This window comes from bacterium (assembly GCA_018814885.1).
GTDB lineage: Bacteria > Krumholzibacteriota > Krumholzibacteriia > LZORAL124-64-63 > LZORAL124-64-63 > JAHIYU01.
Genome location: JAHIYU010000193.1, coordinates 1 through 23,767, shown reverse-complemented (window position 1 = coordinate 23,767; position 23,767 = coordinate 1). Strand labels below are relative to the sequence as shown.

Below are 23,767 nucleotides of genomic sequence, written 5' to 3'. Positions count from 1 at the left end.
GGCGGACGCTTCCCTCCCGGCCCTCTTTGCAACCGGATGGTTCCTGTCGAGGACACCGATGAGAAAGGCAGAGACATGAGGACGCACCACGGGCTGTTCTGCTTCAGATTGCTGATGCTGGCGCTGCTGTTCACGGCGATCTCGTCCGCCGGCCTCGTGCAGGCCGTCGCGGGCGACGTCCCTCCGCCCGCCCTCGATTCCTACCTGCTGCCGGACGGCCGGGTCGACCTGGACGCCTTGCGCGCTGCGGGCTATCAGGGCCCCGTCAACTTCGACGGCTACCGCCTGGCTCCCGGTACCCGCATGCCGGTGTCGGACGCCAAGCTGCCCGGCGACGAGTTCTGGATCATGACCTTTCCCGATCCCACCCTCGACGGTTCCGCCAGCGCGGCGGTCGTCTGGGACGATCAACTCGTCGTGGTCGTGTCGGGCGTCCTTTACCGCTGGACCAACGGCAACTGGGAGATCCTGAACGCAGAGATCAACGGGTGGGCCTACGCGCTCGCCGTTCACGGCGACGACCTGATCGTGGGCGGTGAATTCACGATCGCGGGCGGCGTCGTCGCCAACAGGATCGCCAGGTTCGACGGCCAGGACTGGCATGCGCTCGGCTACGGCATGAACGACCGCGTCGAAGCGTTGACGACCTACGGCGGCCTGCTCGTGGCCGCCGGCGAGTTCACCGTCGCGGGCGCGGGCTACGCCAATCGCATCGCCGCCTGGGACGGCCTGGCCTGGAGCCCCCTCGGCGACGGGCTCAACGACGAGGTCGAGGCCCTTGCCGAGTACGACGGGATGCTCTACACCGCCGGCGACTTCACGTCGGCGGGCCCGATGATCGTCAACCACATCGCCGCCTGGGACGGCGATTCCTGGTCCGCGCTGGCGAACGGCACCGATTCGGACGTGCAGGCCCTGGCCGTGCACGACGGCCGGCTGATCGCGGGCGGGAACTTCTCTTCGGCGGGCATGGTGCCGGCCCATGGTGTCGCCGCCTGGAACGGCGGCTCCTGGTCCGCCCTGGGCGGCGGTTTCGGCGACTGGGCGACCTGTCTGGCCGACGTCGATGGCGTGCTCTATGCCGGCAGGGGGTATTCCTCCGGCGGCGCCTTGATCTATCGCTGGGACGACCCGCTCTGGACGCCCATGACGGGAGAGGAATCGGATCTCGAGATCACCGTGATGCTGGACTATGCGGGCCTGCTCTTCATATCCGCCTATTCGTGGGATGGCGACCACGGCATGTACGTCTTTGACGGAGCGGAATGGAGCGGCCTCGTCGGCGACGGTTTCTCGGACAGCATCCTCGCCATGACGATTTACGACGGCGACCTGATCATCGCCGGCGAATTCACCCACGCCGGCAACATCGCAGCGGGCTGCATCGTGCGCTGGGACGGCACCGACTGGTACCCGCTGGGTTCGGGTCTCGCCGACGATGACGACTGGATCGTCGCCCTGGCGGTCCATGATGGGCAGCTGTACGCGGGCGGTCACTTCTCGGAGATAGGGGGCGTCCCGGCCAGGAACATCGCGTGCTGGAACGGATCGGGCTGGTCGGCCCTGGGGTACGGGCTCGACGGATACAGCGAATACAGCCCGGTGCGCGCCCTGGTCTCCCACGACGGTCAGCTTGTCGCCGGCGGCGAGTTCGAGTATTCCGGCGCCGACCCGATGGATGGCGTCGCGAGCTGGAACGGAGCGTCCTGGACGAACCTCGAGGCCGGATCCTACGCCGAGGTCTACGCCTTGGCGGTCTACGGCGGTGACCTGATCGCCGGCGGTTACGACATCAACGGCTACGACTATATCGCCGGGCATGACGGGGCGGACTGGTATTCCCTGGGAACCGGGTTGTACGGTTCCGTCACAAGCATGACCGTGTACGAAGGCGATCTGATCGTCGGCGGATATTTCGACATCGCGGGGGGGGAGTTCGCCGACGGCCTTGCCGCCTGGGACGGCGCTTCCTGGACGGGCCTCGTCTCCGAGATGACCGGCGAGTTCGGCGGCTCGGCAGTCATCGGAGACATGGTCGAATACGACGGCCGGCTCTACGTCGGCGGCAGCATCGGCTACGTGGACGGGATGGTGGCCCACAACATCGTCGCCTGGGACGGCGACTCCTGGAGCGGCCTGGGCTCCGGGATCGGGAACGGATACTCCAGCAGCGAAGTCGGGGCACTGGCCGTGATGGGCCAGGTCCTGGCCGTCGGCGGCGACTTCCGCCAGGCGGGCGGCCGACCCTCCTGCCGCTTCGCCATCTACTGCACCGAAGCCACACCGGTCCTCGATGACGCCGTGGCCCGGCCCACGGTCTTCCTCGAGCAGAACCACCCCAACCCGTTCAACCCCCGCACCCGCATCGCCTACACGGTGCCCGACGGGGGTGGCGCGGTCGTCCTGCGCCTCTTCGATCTCGCGGGCCGCCTCGTCCGGACCCTGGTGGCCGGCGATATGCCCGCCGGGCGACACGAAGCCGTCTGGGACGGAACGGACGAGACCGGCCGCAAGGTGGCGTCCGGAAACTATTTCTACCGTCTCGCGGCGCCCGGAGTCGAAGAGACCAGGCAGCTGGTGCTCGTCAGATAGTCGCCTTCGAGGATGTCGGTTCCGGGTGGGGAAGCCGCTTCTTCATCGCGGAAAGAATAAAAGCACTGAACGAGGAGTTGTATCATGTCGCTCGACGCAAGAACCCGCCTGTTCCTGATCTTTCTCCTGTCGACCGGGTTGCTGTTCCTCGCATCGTGCTCGGACGATCCCGTCGACCCTGACGACCCGATCGATCCGGAACTGGAGGCCGCTCGCAACGAACTCGAGGCCCGGCTCTACGAGTATCTCGAACCCGACGCCGTCGACCCCGACGTCCCGAACGACATCGACTTCGGCGAGGCCGAGAGACTCTATCGCATCGCCTACGAGGCCGACGCCTCGAACACCCAGGCCAGGTTCGGTCTCGCCGTCACCAGCCTGCTGATCCTGTCGGTCGACGAAGAGGTGAACGACGCCTTCGACGAGTGGAAAGCCTATCTCGACGAGAACACCCCCTTCGAGGCCGCCAAGTCGCGCGGACGCCATCTCGGCATTCCCCTGGGCATGCCCTCGGGCGATGGCGCCTTCGACCTGCCCTTCGACATCGTCACCCACACGGTCATGGCGAACGTCAAGTCCGCGTTGCAGGTCACTGAACCGCAGATCACGCGCGTGCAGAACATCTTCCAGACGATCATCCTGCATCGTACCGAGGAGGTCATCGGCCTGCTCGGGCCGGTGGCCGACGATATGGATTTCATCTACATGGTCAGCCCCCGCATGCAGGGCGACCTGGATGAGGACCCCGCCGAGATCGACCGGACGGACATCCTGGCCCTGCGGGCGGCCTGCGAGCTGCTCGCCGCCGGCTGCCACATCGTCGTCGCCTACGATCTCCAGCTGCCGTCCTACGACGGCGCCGGCCTGCTCCAGGGACTGGACCAGGACACCGGCAACCTGCTCAGACTCCGCACCCAGGGCGCGCACGGCTTCGACGGCGCCGCCAGCATGGCCCTCGTACCCACGCGCTTCATCGACGCCGTGGACGACGTCGACGCGGCCATCACCTCGCTCCTGAACGAGACCGACTCCCAGGACGACGACGTCATCAAGACGGATCCGGACGACCTGTCCGAGAACGACCTGCTCGAATTCCAGGCCGATGACCTGCCCCACATCCGGCAGGGTTTCGCGGGGGACGTCGTGCACACGGAGGACTGGGACGGCCATGGCTGGACGCCGGACGTCGCCCTGACGATCAACCTCCTCGACTTCTTCGCCACCCCGCCCGTCGACATGAAGCAGCTCCTGCCGCCCTATGCGGTCACGCTGGAAACGACGGGACAAGGGGACGTGGAGGGATTCAACGACGATGGCACCATCGAAGATGTCGAGATCGACGTGCTGGACTACATGTACGAACTCTACTACTCGGTAGACATCGAATACGGCGAGGTCGAGAACACCTACATGTGGGATTACAATGCGGATTTCATGGCCGCGGCGGACGCGTTCGTCGCCTCGTACCTTCCCACGCTGCAGGCCGTTCCCGACTGGTCCGGCACCGCGTATTTCTCGTTCTCTTACTGGTCGAGCCTGGAGCCCGGCCAGCACACGATCGACATCGACTGGTACGTGTCCTATGAGACGGCCGCGACCCTGATCCACGTCCCCCGCATCACCTGGGAGCACCAGACCTTCGCCGACTGGGCGGCGGCCTGGCCCGCCCCGACGTTCAGCGGACTGCTGCCGGACATGACCAGCGGCACGGACGTCTGCGCCGTCTTCGGCTTCGAGGAATACGACTGGGAGCCGTCCTTCGTCATCGACTGGTCCTACGTGGATTACGGCGACCCGGTCGATCCCTGGGGGCCTTGACCCGTCGTGGGCGTTCGCGTGAGCACCCCCCCGACGCGCGCCGTCCTGTCGGCGCTGCTGCTGGTCTCGCTCTGGCCCGCCCTCGCGGCGGGCCAGGTCCCCGGGACCATGCTGGGTCTGCTGATGTCGGGCGGCGCGGACGCGTCGGGTGTCCTGCCCGACGCCTTCCGGTCCGCACTGTCGGGCGACGCGGGTCTGTGGTCCGCGTGCCCGTCCACCGAATGTCCCGTCCTCGATCTCGAGCGTCACCATCTCGAACCCCTGACCGCGCGCCTGACCGCCGGGGAGGGCGCCACGTTAGACAGGATGACCACGGCCAGGTATGTCCATCCCCTCCGGTACCGCGCCTGGGACGTGCAGGTTGGCGCTTCGCTGAGCAGGGCCGAGGTCTCCACCTGGGCCGACGGCGTCGACGGCGCCACGAGCCTGGACGGCTCGGGCTCGATCCTGGGCGCCTCCCTGCGGGCGAGGGAGCGGGACCTCGGCCTGGAGTTCCTCGTAGTCGGTCCTCTCTGGCGATCCGAGCCCGGCCTGCCCGCCGATCGTGCGGGTTGGGCCGTCCGCCTCGTCCCCGATCGCCGCCTGACCCTGTATACCTCGCGCCTCCGTACGGAGTCCCGGTCGTTGTTCGGCAGCCGGGTGGTCGACGACCACGTGGAGTTCGGTCTCAATCTCGGCCAGCGGACCTGGCGGGTGGGCGCCCGCGCCGAACCGTGGCGCCGTCTCGCCTGCGACCTGGAATGGATCGACACCGTGCTCGACCCTCTCGCCGACATCACCGACGCGCACCGCTACGAGCTGTCCCCTGAGGGCGCGCATCGTGGGTGGCGGGGCGCCGTGTCCTGCGCCCTCGGCGGGGGGCACGACGTGGTCTTCAGGCAAGCCGACTTGGATACGGATGTGGAAGCGGGGGCCTACTGGGGTGGTCAGAAGTTCGGCTGGCTGAACTATCTGGAGAGCAGCCTCCATTCGCGGGTGCTGGGCTGGCGGTGGTCTCCTCACGGTCCGTGGCGGCTCCAGACCGAATGGGAGCGGAGCCGTCTGGACGGCCGGGGGAGGGCCAAGATCGAGAGCTGGCCCTTCACGTCCACCGTGGTTGATCTCATGGGGCTGAAGCAGATCGCCTACGGCGAGCTGTTCCTGGACTGGGATCGCATCTCCTGCCTGTACACGCGCGAGGGACGCGGCGCGTCCTTGTCGCTGGGCGGCGCCTACTGCAGGATCTCGCCCCGGGCCACGCTCGCCACGTGGCAGCCGGCGTTCCTGGTCTTCGGCCGGACGGATTACCGTTTCCGGGAGCTCGATGTTCGGCGCATCCATCTCGGCTCGCTGCTGCTGCGGGGGGAACTGCAACTGGGCCCCGACGGCGCGCTCCACCTGTCCCTCCAGCAGTTCCTCTGGGTGGATGTGGAGAGAAGCGGGCCGGTCCCGGGCGGCGACGCGGACGAGCCGCAAGATCAGGACGGACAGGTTCGAGCCGGGTGGTATGGTGGGACCTATCTGGTGGCGGGATTGACATGGAGGTTTTGAGTTGACGGAGACGCGCCGGGGAGGCGATGGCGGGGGAATCCGCGTCGCCGCGGTCGGCCACCGCGATTCGGCGGACGACGGGCTGGCCGCTGCGGTGCGTCGCGTCCTGGCGACGATCCTCGGGCCGGACGTCGATGCGCAGGACGTTCCCCACGCCGTTCGCGGCATCATCATCTCTTCGCTGGCGGAGGGCGCCGACCGGCTGCTGGCGCGGGAGGGCCTGGCCCTGCCGGGCGTGGAGCTGCACGCGGTGTTGCCCCTGCCTCCGGCGGATTACTGTCTGGATTTCGCGACCGAGGCGTCCCGCGTCGAGTTCGATACGCTGCTGGCGCGGGCGGCGTCCGTGGAGGTGCTCGCGGCGCCGGGCTCGCGGAACGCGGCCTACGCGAACGCCGGTCGCAAACTGGTCGACCGCTGTGATATTGTCGTCGCGATCTGGGACGGCAAGCCGGCCCGCGGCGCCGGCGGCACGGCGGATGTCGTGGCCTACGCCCGCGAACGGGGACGCCCGCTCTGCTGGATCCACAGCGAGGATCCTGCGCGCGTCGTGCGCGAGCGCCTGGACGCAGAAACCCGGTAGGATTCGATGCACGGGACACGATTGTGCAACACGGTTTCCGAGGCGGTCCTGGCGACGGCCGTCGCCGCGCGCAAGGAGAGCCTGCTGGAGCAGCTGGCCGACAGCTGCGCCAGGCACGCGGCGGCGGGCGACGGGCAGGCAACGGCGCGGCTGGCCGATCGCTTCGAGGCCGTGATCGACCATTTCCTGCCGCGTTACGTCCAGGTCGACCTGTCCGCGCGCCATTACCAGATCCGCTACCGCCGCGCCTCGGTCGCCGTCTTCTCGCTGGCCGCCCTGGCCGTGATCGTCGCGTCCGCCCAGTACATCTTCGGCCTGCCCCACGCCTTCGTGGCCGCAGAGGTGGCCGCCATCGCCTCGATCCTGTTGATCTTCCATCTGGGCAACCGCTTCGGCTGGCACCGCAACTGGGTGGATTGCCGCTTCCTGGCCGAACGGATGAGATGCGGCATCTTCGTCGCCTTCCTGAGCGGCAAGTCCGACGCCCACGAGGAGCTGCACTGGTCCGACCGGCTGGTCGAGGAATCGTGGTGCCTGGAGGAGTTCGGACGCCGCTGGCTGCAGAGGCCGCGGCTGGAGTCGGCGCCCCCGGCCGCGCTGCCCATCCTCCGGGATTTCATGCGTCGGTCCTGGCTCAACGGCCAGCGTGATTTCCACATGCGCAAGCAAGCCCGGGGGATGTGCGCCCACCTGTCCGTATCGGCGGCGAGCGAGACCCTGTTCTGGCTCACCTTCGTCACGGCGATCCTCCACCTGTTGCCGCACGGCTGGCTGCGCGCCGTTCACGTCGACGGGGCGCTGAGCCGCGAAGTGCTGACCTTCCTGGTGATCGCCCTGCCGGCGCTGGGCACGGCCTTCGCCGGCGTGCGCGGCCACTTCGAGTTCAAGAAGCAGGCGACGCGTTCCGCCGTGATGGTCCGCCACCTGCGCCATCTCGAGCGGAGGCTCCGTGCGGTGGACGACCTGGAGGGGCTGTATCACATGGTCTGGGAGACCGAGCAGCTCATGCTGCAGGAGAACGCCGGCTGGCACCTGAATACCGGCTTCAACGAGATCGTGGTCGAGGCTTGACGATCCGGATACACATCAGCCAAGCGAGGAAGTAGACATGACGCGTATCAAGGTTCTGGTCGCCGGTGATGCCATAACCGATCACCACATGTACCTGGGAGAGCGGCTGTATCCCTCCTTCACCGGAAGGGGCACGGAGATTCGCGAGGCACCCGGCGGGGCCAGCCTGCTGGGCGAACTGATCCGCAGATGCTACGACGGCGACGACGCGGTGCTGACCGAAACCTGGTCCTCCGGCTCGAGGACGGACAACTCGTACGCGGCCTGGAGCCCTTGCCCCGACAACGGCGGCAAGCGGAAGCAGGGCGTCTGGCGCGTGACCGGCATGCTCGGCTACAGCCCCAGGCCCGACTGGCGTCCCGCTCCCGACGAAGAACCGGTCCTGTCGGGGGATTGCGACGTTGCCGTCATCGACGACGCCGCGCTGGGCTTCCGTTTCGCCGCGCACGGCTGGCCGGCCTGGGTCACGGGCCGCGACGCCCCCCCGCCCGCCTGGGTGGTCGTGAAGATGAGCCATCCCGCGTGCGAGGGCGACCTGTGGTATGAACTGCGCAAAAGAGTGCTGCCCGACGTGGAACGACGTGCCCGTGTCGTGGTCGTGATCCCCGTCGAGGACCTGCGCCGGGGCGGCGCCATGATCTCGAGGGATCATTCGTGGGAGGACACGGTCCGCGACCTGCTCGCCGAGCTCGGGAACCGCGACACCCTGAAGGACCTCGCTTCGTGCGGCCACCTGGTCGTCACGTTCCGCAACGACGGCGCCCTGTGGGTGGACGGCACCGGCGATTCGGTGCGGCGCCATCTCGTGTTCGATCCGGGTTGCCTGGAAGGTTGCTTCGAGAACCGTTTCGAGGGTCGGGTGCTGGGCGGCGGCTCGTGCCTGACGGCGGCCGTCGTCCGCTCGGTGCTGGAGCACGTGCGCCGGGACGCCGCCGCCGCGCCGCTCGACCTGGCGGCGGGCATCGTGCGGGGCCTGCGCGCCACGCGGACCCTGTTGAGGCTGGGTCACGGTGCCGTGTCGCCGGCTACGGAGCCGGGATTCCCCTACGATCGCGTGACGGAGGTCATCAAGGGCGAGAAGGGGGCTGACGAGGGCGCGTTCGTGACCAGCTGCGTCCCGGAAGCCGCGATCGACGCGAGCGAACGGTGGTCGTTCCTCCTGAACCGGTGCTCGTACGAACGCACCCCTCTCTACGGGCAGGCCCGTCTCCTGGCGCGATGCGGCAAGCGGCCGCTCAAGGAGGTCGCGCCGTATGGGGAGTTCGGCAACCTCTTCACCGTGGACAGGTCCGAGCTGGAGAGCTTCAACGGCCTGCGCAGGCTGATCAGCGACTACAGGGGGAACCGCGCCCTCAAGAAACCGCTCTGCATCGGCGTGTTTGGCCCTCCGGGCGCGGGCAAGTCCTTCGGCGTCAAGCAGATCGCCAAAGGGATCCTCGGCAGGAACGTGCCCATCCTGGAATTCAACCTCTCGCAGTTCGGCGAGCCCAACGCGAAGATGCTGCACGGCGCCCTGCACCAGGCCCGCGACAAGGCCCTGGAGGGCGAGATCCCCGTCGTGTTCTGGGATGAATTCGACTGCAACGATCTGGGCTGGTTGCAGTACCTGCTTTCCCCGATGCAGGACGGCAGTTTTCTCGAGGGCCAGATCATGCATCCGATCGGCAGATGCGTCTTCGTCTTCGCCGGGGGAACCCGCTATACCATGAAGAGCTTCTCCGAGGACTGGGAATCCGGCAGGTTCAGGCGGATGAAGGGCCCGGATTTCGTCAGCAGGTTGAAGGGATACCTGGACGTGCTCGGCCCCAACCCCCGCCAGCTTCCCGGCGGCGGCGCCGATGCGGCCTGGGCGCCGGATCCCGAGGACACGAGCTTCCCGATCCGGCGCGTCATCCTGATGCGGGGCATGCTGCGTTTGGGCGACGACGAGGGACTGAAGATGGACCCGGGACTGCTGTCCGCGCTTGTCAAGATCGACAAGTACGAACACGGCGCCCGCTCCCTCGAGACGATCCTCTCCCTGACCAAGCGCGACGACGCCGGCTGGCTGATGAAATCCGGCTTGCCGCCCAAGGAGCACGTGGACCGGCAGATGAACTACGACCGCTTGATCGAACTGGTCCGGGAGGGAGAGAGGTTCGAGAAGGAATGCGAGAAGCTGGCTCCGTATATCCACGCGTATTACCGCCGGAAGGCGCACGAGAAGAAATGGGACTTCAAGTACGACGTGGAGTTCGCTGAACTCCCCCTGTGCATCCAGCAGGACAACGTGGCCGCGGCGCGGCGGATTCCCGAGGTGCTGTCGCTGATCGGTCTCCAGGTGGTGCCGGAGGCGGCCGGCGAGCCCGTGGACGCGGCCCTCGTCGAGACGATGATCCGCGACAACATCGAATATCTGGCGGAGGCGGAGCACGAGGGATGGGTGCGGTTCAAGCTGGAGAACGGCTGGCGCGGGGTCGAGAGCAGGGACGACCGGGACGACGACCTGAAGGAGCACGACTGTCTCGTTCCCTACCGCGATCTCGACGGGGCGATGCGGGAGCGGGACCGCGATTCCGTCAGGGCGTATCCCGAGATCGTCGCCCAGGACGAGCACATCATCGTCTTCGAACAGTAGCGTCTTGTACGATTCGCGAAGACGTCGAACAGACAGGATCGCGAAGTGGCGCGTCGCGATCGGGTGATAATCCAGTCGAACAGACATCCGGACCAGGGTTCTATTTGCGATTGATCTCCCCGATGCCGCCGACCCGCGTCTTCTCCCGCTCGGGCTCGCCCCAGTAGTCGATCTCTCCCACGCCGTTGACCCGGGCGTCGATGCTCTCGGTGGCCGTGACCTTCACGTCGCCCACGCCGTTGACGAGCGCCTTGACGCGCTTGGCCTTCAGCGCCCTGGCCTCGACGTCGCCGGCGCCGTTGAGCGTGATGTCCAGCTCGCCCACCTGGCCGTCGATCTCCAGGTCGCCCGCGCCGTACAGGTCGTAGGCGAAGGCGTCTCCCGACAAGTCACGGATCCCGATGTCGCCGGCGCCCTCGATCTTGACCGCCTTGAGCTTGCGCATGGTGATCCTCATGCGGCAGTCGCCGTCGGGATCGCAGCTCTTGTCCCAGCCGACGGTCAGGGTCCTGCCGTTGACCTCCAGCTCGAGGTTGTCGAAGAGGTTGTCGTCGAGCGTGACCGCGACCTCCTGCCTGCCGCCGAAGGCGACCTCGATGTCCATGGCGCCCTCGAGCTCGATGGCCTCGAAGTCCTTCAGGTCGAAGCTGCGCGTCTCCATCACGCCAGAGCCCTCGATCACGTCGCCGTCGTGGTGCCGGAAATGCCGGCCGGCGGCAGCGGGGGCGGTGATCAGGGCGATCGATAGGATCGAGGCGAATACGGTGAGTAACCTGTGTCTCGACATCACGTCCTCCTGGCTCGTTGGGTTGTCCGGACAGTGTTTAGACGCGGGAGCGCGGGGAAAGGTTTGGGGTTATTCGCAGACGCGGTGAAAATCGCGGGTTCCTCTTGAAACGCGACAACATCTCGTGTTCCCTCAGCGTAGGCGGCCGGGTTTTTCCCCCAGCCGCCCATCCAGAAACACGCCAGGAGTCGCCATGGACAGAGTGACGGATCACGATCACCGCTTCGAATGCGTGCAGCCGGAACTGGGCGAGCAGCTCTGGAGGCTGGACACGGACGACGTCGCGCCGGACCTGTGGCGTCGGCTGGAACGCCACCTGCGGGTCTGCGACGACTGTCGGCTGCAGCGCGCCGTGCACGACCGTCTCGGATCCCTGGGGGCCGCCGGCGGGATCGACATCGAGGTGGAACCGGAGTGTCCGTTGCAGCTGCGGGTGCGGCGCCCCGGTAGGTTCCTGGCCGCTTGCGGCGGTCTCGCCCTGGCAGCCTCGCTCGTCCTGGCCACGTTGTTGCCGCCGGCCCAGCCCCGGTTGCCCGGCACGTCGCGGGGCGAGGACCCCGAATCCGGATTCCTGCGCCCGGTCGAGGGCGAGGTCCTGAACGACGGGACGCCCATCCTCAGCTGGCGGCCCATCGCCGGGGCCACGTCCTATCGCCTCGAGATCAAGCAGATCGACGGTGATTACGGCTGGCAAGAAGGAGCCGACGGCGCGAGCGTCCGGCTACCCGCCGAGGCGGCCCTGCCGGCCCGCGGCCGCTTCCTGGTCCTGCTGGAGCCCGTTCCGGCCGACCTGACGCCTCTCGGCGGCGTCAGCGTCTCCTTCCGGCGGGCGGGCCTGGCCGCGACCCTCGGCTACAGGATCCAGGCCGCACCTCTCGCCGTGCATCTGCTCGGCTGGCTCGGCTTGGCCTCGTTGCTGCTGGCCGCGCCCATCGCGCGTCGGAGACGTCCTTCCGCGGCCTGACGAGAACCGCCACCGATGGGCGATTTGACGCGCGGTGCAGGGAAATGGTACTCTTGTTTTCGACATTCTGGTGGATTCGCCGTGAAACAAGTCGCTCGCCGTTGTTCAGCAGGACAGGAAACCGAACCGAGATCACCAGAGCGATGGGGGTTCCGAGGTGGAAAATAGAAAGGCCAAGATTCTGCTCTGCATCCTCGTATTGATGGCCGGCGGCTGTGAAGAGAGCGCCCTCGACCCCGTCCAGCCCGCCGAAACCGCTTCCAGGATCGAGGATAAAGACTGGCTCCAGGACTACCTTGCGAATCTCTGGGAAGCCAGCAACCACGGCGACTGGGATGTCATCAGCGGAACGGTCGATCCAATCGCCGGCGGCCTGGTCTCCGGTGTGCCGGACTCCTGGCCGGCCGGTTTCGTCTTCTCGGTCGACATACCGCCCAAGGCCCTGCTCGCCCGCCCGGGCGAGGTCGCGGAACCGGGCATCATCCAGGGCAAGAGCGCGCCCCAGGGTTTCCAGAATCCCTGGAACGATCGTATCCTGCTCGAACCGGTCATCACGCCGGTCCAGATCTCCATCTACGTCCCCCGCTACTATCCCGGCATACCCGGCAATTACGACTACCCGGCCGTGTATCTGCTCGAGCCGCACAACCTGGAGTTCTCCAAGCCGGTCGAGGTCACCTTCTGTTTCCCGCCGTGGCTTCCGGACACCCCGGATTATTACAAATTCCATTTCTGGCGGGAGGGGACGGATCCCGTCTGGACCTATTATTACTCCGGTCTCGAAACCCTGGCGCCACAGGGCAGCGATCCGCGCACCGAGCTCGTCTTCGAAACCCTGCACTTCTCGCGCTGGGGCATGGAGAACGGCAGCGGCGGCGGCAGCGGCAAATCCCTGCCCGACGGCATGCGTTGACGATCAGCCGGCCTCGCCGATGATCCTGTAGAACGACCAGTAATAGGGGTGTGCCCACTCCGGCCTGGCCTCGCGCAGCGCCAGCTTCGCGGCGCGCAGGGCCGAGGCCTTGCTCATGCCCTGCGGCCAGTGGGTGTAGAAGAGACGGGCCAGCTCGAGGGACGCCTCGTCATCCACGCGGACCGTGGACGCGATGACGGTCCGCGCGCCGGCCGCCAGGAAGGCCCGCGCGAAACCGGTCAGGCCGGCGCCCGGCCGGCTCGTCTGCGCCCCCTCGCAGCAGGACAGGTAGATCAGGTCCGCCTTCAGGTCGAGGCCGGCGAGGGAGCGGAGGGTCAAGGGCGCGCTCCCCGCGCTCCCCGCGAGACGCAACGAGGCCCGTTCGCTAGCGCCCTGATGGACCACGGCGTGGGTGGCCAGGTGCAGGACGCTCGCCTCTTCGAGGTCCGCCGCCAGGAGTGCGGACCAGGAGGCCGACTCTCCGGTGCGCAGAGTGACGCGGTCGGCGGGCCAGAGGGCGGCCACGGCCTTCGCTTCCGCCTCGGCGTGATGCAGGTCCGCCGGCGCGTCGCTCCCGCCGCCGTGGCCGTCGAGGCCCACGGTCAGCACAGGCCCCGCACCCGGTCGCTCCCGCGCGTCGCCCGCCCGGTCGATCGCGTCGCGCCACTGCTCCGCCTCGATGATGGGGCCGTGGGTCACCGCCGGGGTGCCCGCGTCGTCGATCGCCAACGCGCCCCAGGGAAGCGACGCGAGCAGATCGTCGGAAGAGATGCGCAGCAACCGGTCCTGTCGCCAGGCCGGCATGACGGGCCCCAGCAGCAGCGACGACAGGCGTGCGACCGCCTCCCCGTCCACGGGCCGCAGGGGTGTGGTGAGATCGGCCAGCACCGGCGCGATCAGCTCCGCCAGTTCGCCTCGTCCCGGAAGCTCGTGGACCGAGAAGTCGCCGCCGCCGCCGACCCACAGGTAGGAGCGTTCCCGGCCGACCAGATAGACGGCTGCGCACGAGCCGTCGGCGGTCAGGAGCCGCGCGGGATCGTCGGACCCGGATGCGAACGGTTTCAACGCCATGGCCAGGCCCAGGGACGAGCGGATCCGGTCCTGTTCCGGGGGCTGGTCGGTGTGATGAAGATAGATGTCCACGAGGGCCGAGACGATATCCCGGCGCAGGTCCTCGGAGAAGGCCTTGAGCTCGGGGATGGACGCGCGGGTGGTCTCGTCGAGGCGAGCCTTCGCCGACAGCAGGGTGGCCAGCGCCTCCTCCCGCGCGTCCGTGGACGCCAGGGAGCTGCCCAGCTCGAAACGGACCAGGGCGACCAGGTCGGCGGGAGTGTGGGGCGTCAGCAGCGCGTCGGCCCGCCGGAGATGCGCCACGGCCTCGGCGAGCCGTCCTTCCCGGGCCAGCGCCCGGCCGAGGAAAACGAGTGTCTCCAGGCGTTGGCGGAAGGGGCCGCCGTACCGCCCGCTGTTCGAGACGGCCGTGAACAGGTCGCGGGCCTCGGCATGGCGGTCGCTCAGCAGGAGATAATGTCCCAGGTGGAAGCGGCCGGCGGCCTCCAGGCCGGGGTTGCCGATGCGCCTGGCGAGGTCCAGACAGCTGGTGAACTCCGTCTCGGCGGTCTTCATGTCGCCGCGCTTCAGGGCCAGCTCGCCCGCGCAGCGATGATAGCGCCAGGCCTTGCTCTCGCCGCCGCCGCGGGCGATGGCGGCAGCGGCGCGTCCCAGCGCTTCGTGGGCCAGGACGTACTCGCCTTGCCCGGCCAGGAATTCGGCGGTGGCCGTCTCGTAGTCGGCCACGAGGTTCTGGTCGGGTTGCTCGTCGTGCAGCACCTTGCGCAGGTCGCCCAGGCGGGCGATGGCCTGGTAGGCGAGGTCGGGTTGTCCCAGCTCCAGTCCCTGGTGGATCATGCCCAGCAGCAGGTCGGCCTCGTCGACCGCCAGGCTCGCCGTCGACGATCTGCTGCGGGCCACAGCCAGCAGCGAATCGGCGACCGCGTAGTTGCCCACCTGGCAGTGGTATTCCGCGGCCAGGAGCGGGAGCTTGGCGCGGTTGCGGGCGTCGTCGAAGGCGTCGACCCAGCGTCTGGCGCGTTCCTGGTAGACGAGACAGGAATCCAGCCGGCCCTGCAGCCGATAGTCGTCGGCGATGTTCATCATGTTGCGCGGCGCGTTCAAGGAGTCGCCGACGGCGATGCTGTGGGCCAGGGTCCGCAGGTCGAAATGCAGGGCCCGCGTGGCGTCGCCGAGGTCGCTGCACAGGGAAGCGGCCCTGTCCGTGCCGTCCAGGAAGATCCAGGGCAGGTCGTGCGTCTCGCCGAAGCGGGAACTCTCCTCCAGGAGGGCCAGGGCGGCGTCGGTCTCGCGTCGCGCCTCGCGCAGGGTGGCCGACAGGATGAGGAATCGCCCCCACCAGTACGCGCTGCCGGTGGCCCGGCAGGCGCCCATGCCGGCGGCGGCGGCGTGCATGGCGTCGTCCAGGCGGTCCGCCCGCTTCAGATAGACGGCGATGTCGTACCAGACCCGCATGCTCAGCCAGGGCCCGCCCGCCCGGCAGCCGGGCAGGGCCGCGAGCAAACGGTCCACGGCCTCCAGGCAGTCTCCTTCGTCCGCCTCGACCATGGCCAGCTTGAGCGTGAGCAGGACCTGCCCGAAACCGTCCAGCTCGGTCGCGCGCGCGGCGGCCGTGCGGAAGTGCTCGCCGCGGGAACCGCGTCCGTAGAAGCGGTTGCCCCGGGCGAAGGCGGCGGCGGGGGAGGTAGAGTCGTCCGCCGCCAGGCTCGCGATCATGGCGTCCAGGTCCCGCTCGCGTCGCAGCAGATAGTCGTAGCGGACGGCCGTCTGGATCCAGAACAGGTTCCGTGTCTGCTCCCGCCACAGGGCGTACAACCTGTCGCCCGCCTCCTCGCGGCTGGCGGGGCGCTGCACGGCGACCTCGAGCTCGTCGCCGAGTGCGAGGACGCCGGCCCATCCGGTCCATGGCTCCCGTCGCGACGGCGCCGTCGAGACGGCTTCCCGGGCCTCGCTTGCCAGGGCGAGCGCAAGCTGTTCGGAGACGGGAACGCCCGCGAGATCGAACAGCAGCGAGTCCCGGGCCGGCGCCGGCCCCTCGCCGCGACCGCCATCCCCGCAACCGACACAGGCCGTCAACGACGCGGCGCAAAGGGCGATCAGGAGGATGCGACCGCGGATCGAACGGGAATGGGAGGGTGCCACGGGCATGCGACGTCTCACCTGGAGGTATGCCGGTTTATGGACAGATCCCGGGGGCTGTCCTAGTATCAGGCATGGAATCACCCGGGACAGACGTCATTATATCCCCGATCTGCGTGGTGGAACAACGGTGAAGCGAGCGGGGAAAGGCAAGAGCGTCGGCGATCCCGTCCTGGACCGCGTCCTGGATGCCGTGGTCGCCGGAGATCCGGTGGCGGAGGAGAAGTTCTACGCCGCCCTGCAGACACCCGTGCGGACCGCCGTGCGTCGCTTCATGCCGCTGGACGCTCTCGAAGCCGACGACATCGTGCAGGAGACGCTCACCGTAGCCTTCCGTTATGTCCGCGAGGGGGGCGGCTTCGAGGGGGATCTGGTCCGTTTCGCCATCACGGTGGCCCGCAACCGCTGCCGCAACGTGGCCAGCTGGCGTAAGCGGCGTCCCGGGGTGCCCATCGAATCGATGCTCGAGTGGGTGGAGAGTCCCGCCCGCAGCGCTCTCGATCTTCTGCTCGCCGACGAGGCCCGTCGCTTTCTGCAGGAAGCCGTCGACGGCCTCGGGCGCCTGTGCCGCATCCTGCTGCGGGGATTCTACCTGCGGGGCTATACCATCGAGCGTCTGCGCGCGCTTACGGGCTTCAAGACGGTCCAGGGCGTCTACTATCGGCGCGGCGCCTGTCTGAAAGAACTGGCCGTGGCCATCCAGGACAGTGTGGCCGCCTACGCCGTGCGGGACGGGATGTCTTCGCCCTGATCCCGACCCGCCTCGACCCCGGTCCCGTCGATACCGCTCACCCGATCGAGAAAAGGCTCCCGGGATCCAGAAGTGCGACTTCGACCAACCGGGGAATAGGCCGACGACCGGGAATTCAAGAAGCCCGTGGCCGCTAAGGCGTGAGCGCGCTACAATCGTGGCGATCCACTCCTTCGACGGCGGTACGGACATGGCCCATCGCACAGTGAAATCCGGGTACGCGTCGTTCACCGAGCGCCTGAACCGCTTCCCCCAGGGCGCGCCGCCCTCGGACAAGCTCTTCGCCATCCTGAAGATGCTGATCGACGAGCGCGAGGCGAAGCTGCTGGCCCAGATCCCCATCAAGCCCTTCACCGCGGAAAAGGCGGCGCGCATCTGGAAGATGGACGCCGCGTCCGCCCGCCGCGTGCTGGACGATCTCGCGGACCGCGCCATGCTCGTGGACATCGAGCGCGGCGGCGTCACCCGCTACGTGCTGCCGCCGCCCATGGCCGGCTTCTTCGAGTTCTCCCTGATGCGCGTGCGCGACGACCTGGACCAGCAGGCGCTAAGCGAGCTCTTCTACCAGTACCTCAACGTCGAGGAGGACTTCATAAAGAACCTGTTCGTCGACGGCGAGACCCACCTGGGCCGCGTCTTCGTGCAGGAGCCCGTCCTGACCAGCGAGGCCGCCGTCCACGTGCTCGACTACGAGCGCGCCAGCGAGGTCATCCGCACGGCGAGCTGCATCGGCGTCGGCCTCTGCTACTGCCGGCACAAGATGCAGCACCTGGGCCGGGCCTGCGACGCGCCCCTGGACATCTGCATGACCTTCAACGGATCGGCCGAATCGCTGACCCGCCACGGCCACGCGCGGCGCGTGGAGACGGCCGAGTGTCTCGACCTGCTGGACCAGGCCTACGAACGCGGCCTGGTGCAGTTCGGCGAGAACGTCCGGCGCCGCGTGAGCTTCATCTGCAACTGCTGCGGCTGCTGCTGCGAGGCCCTGCTCGCCGCCAAGCGCTTCGCGCATCTGCAGCCGGTGCACACGACCAACTTCATCCCCGCGGTGGACGCGGAGCAGTGCAAGGGCTGCGGCAAGTGCGTCGAGGCCTGTCCGGTGGACGCCATGAGCCTGGCGCCGGCGGTCGGCAGGAAGAACCCGAAGCAGGAGACGGCCGTGCTGGACGAGATCGTGTGCCTGGGCTGCGGCGTCTGCGTGCGTGCCTGCACCAAGGGCGGGCTGAGCCTGCGCAGCCGTCCGCAGCGCGTCATCACGCCCGAGACCGCGGCACACCGTTACGTGGCCATGGCCGTGGAGCGCGGCAAGCTGCAGCACCTGATCTGGGACGAGCGCACGCTGTGGAGCCACCGCGCCCTGGCGGCGGTGTTCGGCGCCATCCTGAAGCTGTCGCCGGTCAAGCGGGTGATGGCTGGCGAGCAAGTGCGATCACGCTACCTGAACCGCCTGCTTTCGAGCAAGAAGGCCACGGCGGCGAGCTAGGTCGGAGGGATCGACACGAAAGTCGGAGACCATGATCGTCTGGCTCTGGTCCGGATTCGTGCTGCTCATCCTTTGTTTCCTGACCCTGGACCTGGGGGTGTTCCATCGCCGGGCCCACGTCGTGAGCCTGCGCGAAGCCCTCGCCTGGACCGGCGTCTGGGTCGCGGTGGCCCTGGCCTTCGCCGCCCTCGTCCACGTGCTCTACGACCGCCACCTGTTCGGGCTCGGCCTCGATCCCGCCTGGCCCCTGGACGGCAGGACGGCGATGCTGCAGTACCTGACCGGCTACGTGGTGGAGAAGTCGCTCAGCCTGGACAACATCTTCGTCATCGCCATGATCTTCTCCTGTTTCCGGGTGCCGGCGGTCTTCCAGCATCGCGTCCTCTTCTGGGGCATCCTCGGGGCCCTCGTGCTGCGCGGGGCGATGATCGCGGCCGGTACGGCCCTGATCCACCGCTTCGACTGGATCGTCTACGTCTTTGGAGCCTTCCTGCTGGTGACCGCGGTCCGCATGTTGCGCTCCGAGCCCGCCCCCCCGGACCCGGAACGCAACGTCCTGGTCCGCGCCGCCCGGCGGTTCTACCCGGTCAGCCCCCGCTTCGACGGCCAGCGTTTCTTCACGCGGATCGAGGGCCGGCGCACGATGACGCCACTTTTCCTCGCTCTCCTGCTCGTCGAGAGCAGCGACGTGCTCTTCGCCGTCGACTCGATCCCGGCCGTATTCGCCATCACCCGCGATCCGTTTCTGGTGTTCACCTCCAACGTATTCGCCATTCTGGGGCTCCGGTCCCTCTTCTTCGCCCTGGCGAGCGCCCTGGACCGTTTCCCGCACCTGAAGACGAGCCTGGTGCTGGTGCTGGCCTTCGTGGGCGTCAAGATGCTCGTCTCCAATCAGTTCCACATCACGGCCGCGGTTTCGCTCCCCGTGATTCTCGCCCTGCTCGGCGGGGGCGTGTTCGCCTCGTGGCGCGGCGGAGAAAAGGACAGGTCGTGAAGATCACGGCCCGGCCGACCGGCGGAGCCGGGGGTGTGGTCGATGTGCTGTTGGAGAACGCCAGGGGCCGGCGTGGAGGGCGCGGAGCGGCGCCCCCAGGCCAGCTGCTGCCAGAGACGGGCTAATCGTCGTTCTTCGTCACGGATGACCGGGCCGTCAGGCGCGGAGGAGCCACCATGCCGCCCGATACGATCAGCTTCATCGCCTGCTCGTTGGACATGTCAAGGTAATAGAGGTCGTCGAGACGCACGGCCACCAGGGCCCCGGAGGTGGGCATCGGCGGGCTCGGCAGGTAGACGTTGGCGAGGGATTCGATCCCGCCGGCCGCCTCGCGCTCGATGTAGGCGGTCACGAAGCCGTACGACCAGAGGCCCGACCGCGGATACTCGATCATCACAGGTTCCCGCAGCCCCTGCCCCTTGGGCAGGGCGACGGCGGCGACGATCTCCTTGGTGGTTCGATACACCGCCCGCACCAGGGGCATCCGGCTCAGGATGCCCTCGCCCAGGACGATGAGGCGCTTGCCGGCGAAGTTGGCGGCGAGCAGGCCCATCAGCAGCACCAGCATGGCGGTCGCCAGCAGTCCGAGGCCCGGGACGTGCCAGCCGAGCAGCCGATCCAGCCAGGGCCCCAGCAGGCCGTTGAGGTTCCGGTACAGCAGACGCAGGATAAGGAACGTGATGATCAGAGGTACCGTCACCAGCAGGCCCGCGACGAATCGGGTTCTCAGCCAGGATCCCATATGCATCGACCTTTCGCGCGCTCGTGCATCAGCACGATGCCCGCCCCGAAGAGCACGGAGAAGAGTGTCACGAATCCTCCGCCCGGGTCTCCACGACCCGCACCGGGAAGGCCTCCGTGACGGACCCCGTGTACAGCGTGCGGTGGGGGAAGGGGATCTCGATGCCCTCGGCGTCGAAGGCGGCCTTGATCTCCAGGTGGATCGCGTTGAGCAGCGCGAGGTAGTTCTCCCGCTTGCCCCACACGGAGTACTGCATCTCCAGGGCCGAGTCTCCGTAGCCCTTGAAGATGAACAGGGGCTCGGGCTCGTCGAGGCAGAGGGGATTCGCGTCGGCGACCCGGCGCAGCACGTCCTGGACCCGGGACAGGTCCTCCTTGTAGGCCACGCCCACCTTCACGTCCACGCGCCGCAGGGGGAAGTGCGTGAGGTTGGTGATGCGCGCCTTGATGATCGCCTCGTTGGGCACGCGCACGTACAGGTTGTCGAAGGTGCGCATCTTCACCGACAGCAGGTCGATGGACAGCACCTCGCCGGTCGTGCCCTCGACGGTGATGAAGTCGCCGACGAGGAAAGGCCTCTCGGCGATCAGGAACAGCCCGCTGATCAGGTTGGAGGCCGAGGTCTGCGAGGCGAAGCCGACGGCCACGGTGAGGACCCCGGCGGCGCCGAGCAGCACGCTGAGCTGGAAGCCGAGCTGATTCAGGGTCGTGGCGATCAGCAGCACGGCCAGCCCGTAGAAGACGCCGCGCTTGACGAGCATCGACTCCTGCTTGCCGAGGCGGGCGCCGACGGCCCGCCCCGCGGCCGCGCCGGCCAGGCGCGCCAGCAGCAGTCCCACCGCCAGGATCAGCAGGGCGCGCAGCACGTCCGCGAACTGCTCCGCCGTCATCAGGCCGCTCAGGCCCAGTTTACTCAACAACGCGTTCATATCCTTCCCTGTCCTTCCGCAGGCCGAGCAGGCCCGTGAACGATCTGATGAGGTGCTTCTTCTCCATCTCCTCGCGCGGCCCCGTGACCTTCGTGCACTGCCCGGCCTCGCGGGGCGCGGACTTGCCCAGCTTGATCTCGGCCAGATCGTCGTCCTGCCTGCGGTCCAGGGTCACCGATTCGGTCCACAGGCGGCCGTCGCCGTCCGCATAGAAAGACAGGTAGGGCAGCGGGAGGCGCAGCCGGGCCAGGGGCAGCGGCGTGTCGGCGTGGTTGAGGATCCTCACCACCGAGACCGCGCGGTACGGGCGGACCGGCAGGTTCTTCAGGTCGAAGCGGACGCTCGTGCGGATCGCGTAGCAGAGCTCGCCCTCGAGGGTCGACGCGCCGAACCAGGTGTCGGACGGTCGTTGCGCCGGCTCCTCGTGCAGCAGACGCCGCGGCTCGGGCAGCTGGATGCGCAGCCAGATGGGGGAGCTGATGAAGGCCGTCGTGGCGCCGCCCGGCGGCACGATGAAGGTCGTCTCGGACTTGACGATCACGGCGCGGTCGGCGGCGGCGGGCGCGATCTCCAGCCGGCGGGACGCGTCACGGACGCCGTAGCGCACGAGCTCGGCATCGTCTGGCACGGGTTCGGTGCAGGGCTCCCCGGCCCGCAACGCGAACTCGTCCCCGCCCGGATCGCTTCGTGTGGCGACCCTGAACTCCGCCGCCGCGCGCGTGATCCACACCTCGAGCGGCCCCAGGCGCCAGGCGCGCATCTCGCCGGCCGCGAACTCGAAACCGCCCCACCAGATACCGCTCATCGAGGTTCCCTCCGTTTGCGCCGGGTCACAGCCATTTCCGGCGGTGGAAGAAGAGCAGCAAGACGCCGCCCAGGGCCAGGGTCACGAGCCAGAAGATCGGATAGCTCCAGCGCCAGCCCAGCTCCGGCATGTACGTGAAGTTCATGCCGTAGACGCCTGCCAAGAAGGTCAACGGCACGAAGATCGAGGCGAAGATCGTCAGCACCTTCATCACCTCGTTCATGCGGTTGCTGACGCTCGACAGGTAGAGGTCCTGCAGTCCGGACAGGAGATCGCGGAACGAATCCACGGAGTCGGCCACGTGGATCACGTGGTCGTACAGGTCGCGCAGGTACGGCCTGACGTGTGCGCCCAGCAGGGGGAGTTCCTCCCGGTCGAGTCTCGACACGACCTCGCGCAGCGGCCAGACCGCCCGGCGTAGCAGCACGATCTCACGCTTGAGATGGTGGATCCTCTGCAGTGCGTCCAAGCCCGGTTCGAGCAGAAGCTCCTCCTCCAGCGTCTCTATCTCGTCGCCGAAGCCTTCCAGCACGGTGAAGTAGTGGTCGACCACCGCGTCCACCAGGGCGTAGCTGAGATACCCCGGGCCGTTGGTGCGGATGCGTCCCTTGCCCAGCCGCAGCCGTTCGCGCACCGGCTCCAGGACGTCGCCGGGACGCTCCTGGAAGGAGAGCACGAAATTGCGGCCGAGCACCAGGCTGAGTTGCTCGGAGGCGAGGCTCAGGTTTTCGGAGTTGAAGCTGAGCATCCGGCAGACGAGATAGATGTAATCGCCGAAGTCTTCCATCTTGGGGCGCTGGTGCGTGTTGACGATGTCCTCGAGGACCAGCGAGTGCAGCCCGTAGTGGGCGCCGAGTTCGCGCAGCAGATCGGTATCGTGCAGCCCGTTGACGTTGATCCAGGTGACGGTGTCGGTGTTGCGGTAGGTGAAACACTCGTGGAAGTCGTCGATCTCACGCTCTTCGAAGCGGTCGCCTTGGTAATCGATCACCTTGATCGTGACGCGCTCGACCCTCTTTTCGCCGTGGAATTCGACGGTGCCGGGCGCCTGGGCGGCGGGTTTTCTGACGCGGTGGTGCAGCTTGACCATCATGGACCTCCTCCAGGGCTACGTGTGGGCCATGTTAGCGCATCGACGGTCCCGTGTCAGTACTCCACCGACCAGTTGACCGCGGCGGCGGACTGGTCGTGGCGCGAGATCATGGTCTCCAGCTTGAGGTGCCGCGAGAGGAAGTACTCCAGGTTGACGATGAATGACGACCACTCGTCCAGCACCTGCTCGTACTTGAGCAGCACCTTCTGGTGCAGGTGCTTGCCGATCACCAGGGCGTCGCCGCCGCCGGTGGCGCCGCCGCGGCGCAGGCTGACCATGTCGACCTTGAGCTGCTGCGAGAGGCGCGCCTCGAGCTGGGACGTGCCGAAAGCCGCCACCAGATCCGTGGCCCGCTCCTGCACCAGGCCTTCCTGGCCGCTGCTGAGATCTTCGAGAGGCCGTCCGAACAGCAGCATGGCCATGATATCGCCTTCGGGCAGCTCCGGCTCGGAGGTGAGCAGAAGGATCGGTTTGCGCAGGGTGCCGCCGAAGGCGACGCGGTAGAGGGCGCCGTGCAGCAGGGTCGTCAGCGAGATGTCCAGCGCCGGGTCCAGCTCTTCGCCCGCGTCGAAGGACACCGCGCCGCGTTCGACCTGGAAGGTTCGGCCGAGGAACCGGTAGAAGCCCCGTTCGGCCTCCAGCTCGCCGCCGATGTCGTGGCGGCCGTCAACCGTGCGCAGCTCCAGGTCGCCGGTGAGTTCGACCTCCAGGCCTTGGCCGCGCAACCACAGCCCGGAGGGGATGGAGACCCGTACGTCGGCCGTGGGGTTGAACGACCGCGCTTCCGCATCACCCGCGCCGGCCGCGTCGCGACCGTCGTCGGGCGCGGCCGGCGGCGATGCTGACGCGCCGCCGCCGCCGTTCGCCACGTCCCACAGCAGGGGCCGCG

General features: G+C 67.9%; 18 protein-coding genes. 11 read left to right on the top strand and 7 right to left on the bottom strand.

Features of this window, described 5'->3' with window-relative positions; translation table 11 throughout:
- Positions 1 to 75: 75 nt before the first annotated feature.
- From KJ554_14925 to KJ554_14900, 6 genes are all read left to right on the top strand, one after another.
- Positions 76 to 2,592 carry a hypothetical protein gene (locus tag KJ554_14925; GenBank protein ID MBU0743624.1) on the top strand — a complete coding sequence of 839 codons (2,517 nt, stop codon included), beginning with the start codon at positions 76 to 78 and terminating at the stop codon, positions 2,590 to 2,592.
- Between the two features lie 84 nt (positions 2,593 to 2,676).
- Entirely contained in the window at positions 2,677 to 4,410 is a 1,734-nt protein-coding gene (locus KJ554_14920; protein MBU0743623.1) for a hypothetical protein, read from the top strand.
- A gap of 18 nt (positions 4,411 to 4,428) precedes the next feature.
- Positions 4,429 to 5,940 (top strand): hypothetical protein, encoded by a 1,512-nt coding sequence (locus KJ554_14915; GenBank protein MBU0743622.1) that lies wholly within the window; start codon positions 4,429 to 4,431, stop codon positions 5,938 to 5,940.
- 1 nt (position 5,941) lies between these two features.
- Positions 5,942 to 6,520 (top strand): hypothetical protein, encoded by a 579-nt coding sequence (locus tag KJ554_14910; GenBank protein ID MBU0743621.1) that lies wholly within the window; start codon positions 5,942 to 5,944, stop codon positions 6,518 to 6,520.
- A 6-nt stretch (positions 6,521 to 6,526) separates the two neighbouring features.
- Positions 6,527 to 7,591: a DUF4231 domain-containing protein gene (locus KJ554_14905; protein ID MBU0743620.1), complete on the top strand. Its 1,065-nt coding sequence runs from the start codon at positions 6,527 to 6,529 to the stop codon at positions 7,589 to 7,591.
- A gap of 37 nt (positions 7,592 to 7,628) precedes the next feature.
- Positions 7,629 to 10,208, top strand: a complete 2,580-nt coding sequence (locus KJ554_14900) for an AAA family ATPase (GenBank protein MBU0743619.1) — start codon at positions 7,629 to 7,631, stop codon at positions 10,206 to 10,208.
- A 100-nt stretch (positions 10,209 to 10,308) separates the two neighbouring features.
- Here KJ554_14900 and KJ554_14895 read toward each other — a convergent pair whose 3' ends face one another.
- Positions 10,309 to 10,995, bottom strand: coding sequence for a DUF2807 domain-containing protein (locus KJ554_14895; GenBank protein MBU0743618.1), 687 nt, complete (start codon positions 10,993 to 10,995; stop codon positions 10,309 to 10,311).
- 193 nt (positions 10,996 to 11,188) lie between these two features.
- On the opposite strand from KJ554_14895, the gene KJ554_14890 reads away from it, so the two are divergent.
- Together KJ554_14890 and KJ554_14885 are read left to right on the top strand one after the other, a co-directional pair.
- Positions 11,189 to 11,959 (top strand): hypothetical protein, encoded by a 771-nt coding sequence (locus tag KJ554_14890; GenBank protein ID MBU0743617.1) that lies wholly within the window; start codon positions 11,189 to 11,191, stop codon positions 11,957 to 11,959.
- 157 nt (positions 11,960 to 12,116) lie between these two features.
- Positions 12,117 to 12,872 (top strand): hypothetical protein, encoded by a 756-nt coding sequence (locus tag KJ554_14885; GenBank protein MBU0743616.1) that lies wholly within the window; start codon positions 12,117 to 12,119, stop codon positions 12,870 to 12,872.
- Between the two features lie 3 nt (positions 12,873 to 12,875).
- On the opposite strand, the gene KJ554_14880 is transcribed toward KJ554_14885, so the two are convergent.
- The gene (locus KJ554_14880) at positions 12,876 to 16,091 is read right to left on the bottom strand and encodes a CHAT domain-containing protein (GenBank protein MBU0743615.1); all 3,216 of its coding nucleotides are present in this window, start codon (positions 16,089 to 16,091) and stop codon (positions 12,876 to 12,878) included.
- A gap of 121 nt (positions 16,092 to 16,212) precedes the next feature.
- On the opposite strand from KJ554_14880, the gene KJ554_14875 reads away from it, so the two are divergent.
- The 3 genes from KJ554_14875 to KJ554_14865 all read left to right on the top strand — a co-directional run bounded on the left by KJ554_14875 (position 16,213) and on the right by KJ554_14865 (position 19,310).
- On the top strand, positions 16,213 to 16,833 hold the full coding sequence (locus tag KJ554_14875; protein ID MBU0743614.1) for a sigma-70 family RNA polymerase sigma factor: 621 nt from the start codon (positions 16,213 to 16,215) through the stop codon (positions 16,831 to 16,833).
- A gap of 190 nt (positions 16,834 to 17,023) precedes the next feature.
- Positions 17,024 to 18,316, top strand: coding sequence for a 4Fe-4S dicluster domain-containing protein (locus tag KJ554_14870; GenBank protein MBU0743613.1), 1,293 nt, complete (start codon positions 17,024 to 17,026; stop codon positions 18,314 to 18,316).
- Between the two features lie 31 nt (positions 18,317 to 18,347).
- Positions 18,348 to 19,310: a TerC family protein gene (locus KJ554_14865; protein MBU0743612.1), complete on the top strand. Its 963-nt coding sequence runs from the start codon at positions 18,348 to 18,350 to the stop codon at positions 19,308 to 19,310.
- A gap of 121 nt (positions 19,311 to 19,431) precedes the next feature.
- On the opposite strand, the gene KJ554_14860 is transcribed toward KJ554_14865, so the two are convergent.
- From KJ554_14860 to KJ554_14840, 5 genes are all read right to left on the bottom strand, one after another.
- Positions 19,432 to 20,052 (bottom strand): DUF502 domain-containing protein, encoded by a 621-nt coding sequence (locus KJ554_14860; protein ID MBU0743611.1) that lies wholly within the window; start codon positions 20,050 to 20,052, stop codon positions 19,432 to 19,434.
- Positions 20,053 to 20,119: 67 nt separating this feature from the next.
- Positions 20,120 to 20,980, bottom strand: coding sequence for a mechanosensitive ion channel family protein (locus KJ554_14855; protein MBU0743610.1), 861 nt, complete (start codon positions 20,978 to 20,980; stop codon positions 20,120 to 20,122).
- The gene (locus KJ554_14850) at positions 20,961 to 21,785 is read right to left on the bottom strand and encodes a hypothetical protein (protein MBU0743609.1); all 825 of its coding nucleotides are present in this window, start codon (positions 21,783 to 21,785) and stop codon (positions 20,961 to 20,963) included. The genes KJ554_14855 and KJ554_14850 overlap by 20 nt, the downstream gene beginning before the upstream one ends.
- A 25-nt stretch (positions 21,786 to 21,810) precedes the next feature.
- A complete protein-coding gene (corA, locus tag KJ554_14845) occupies positions 21,811 to 22,875 on the bottom strand; it encodes a magnesium/cobalt transporter CorA (GenBank protein MBU0743608.1) in 1,065 nt (354 codons plus the stop codon).
- Positions 22,876 to 22,931: 56 nt separating this feature from the next.
- Positions 22,932 to 23,767 (bottom strand): translocation/assembly module TamB (locus tag KJ554_14840; GenBank protein MBU0743607.1); only part of this gene is annotated, 836 nt, incomplete at its 5' end.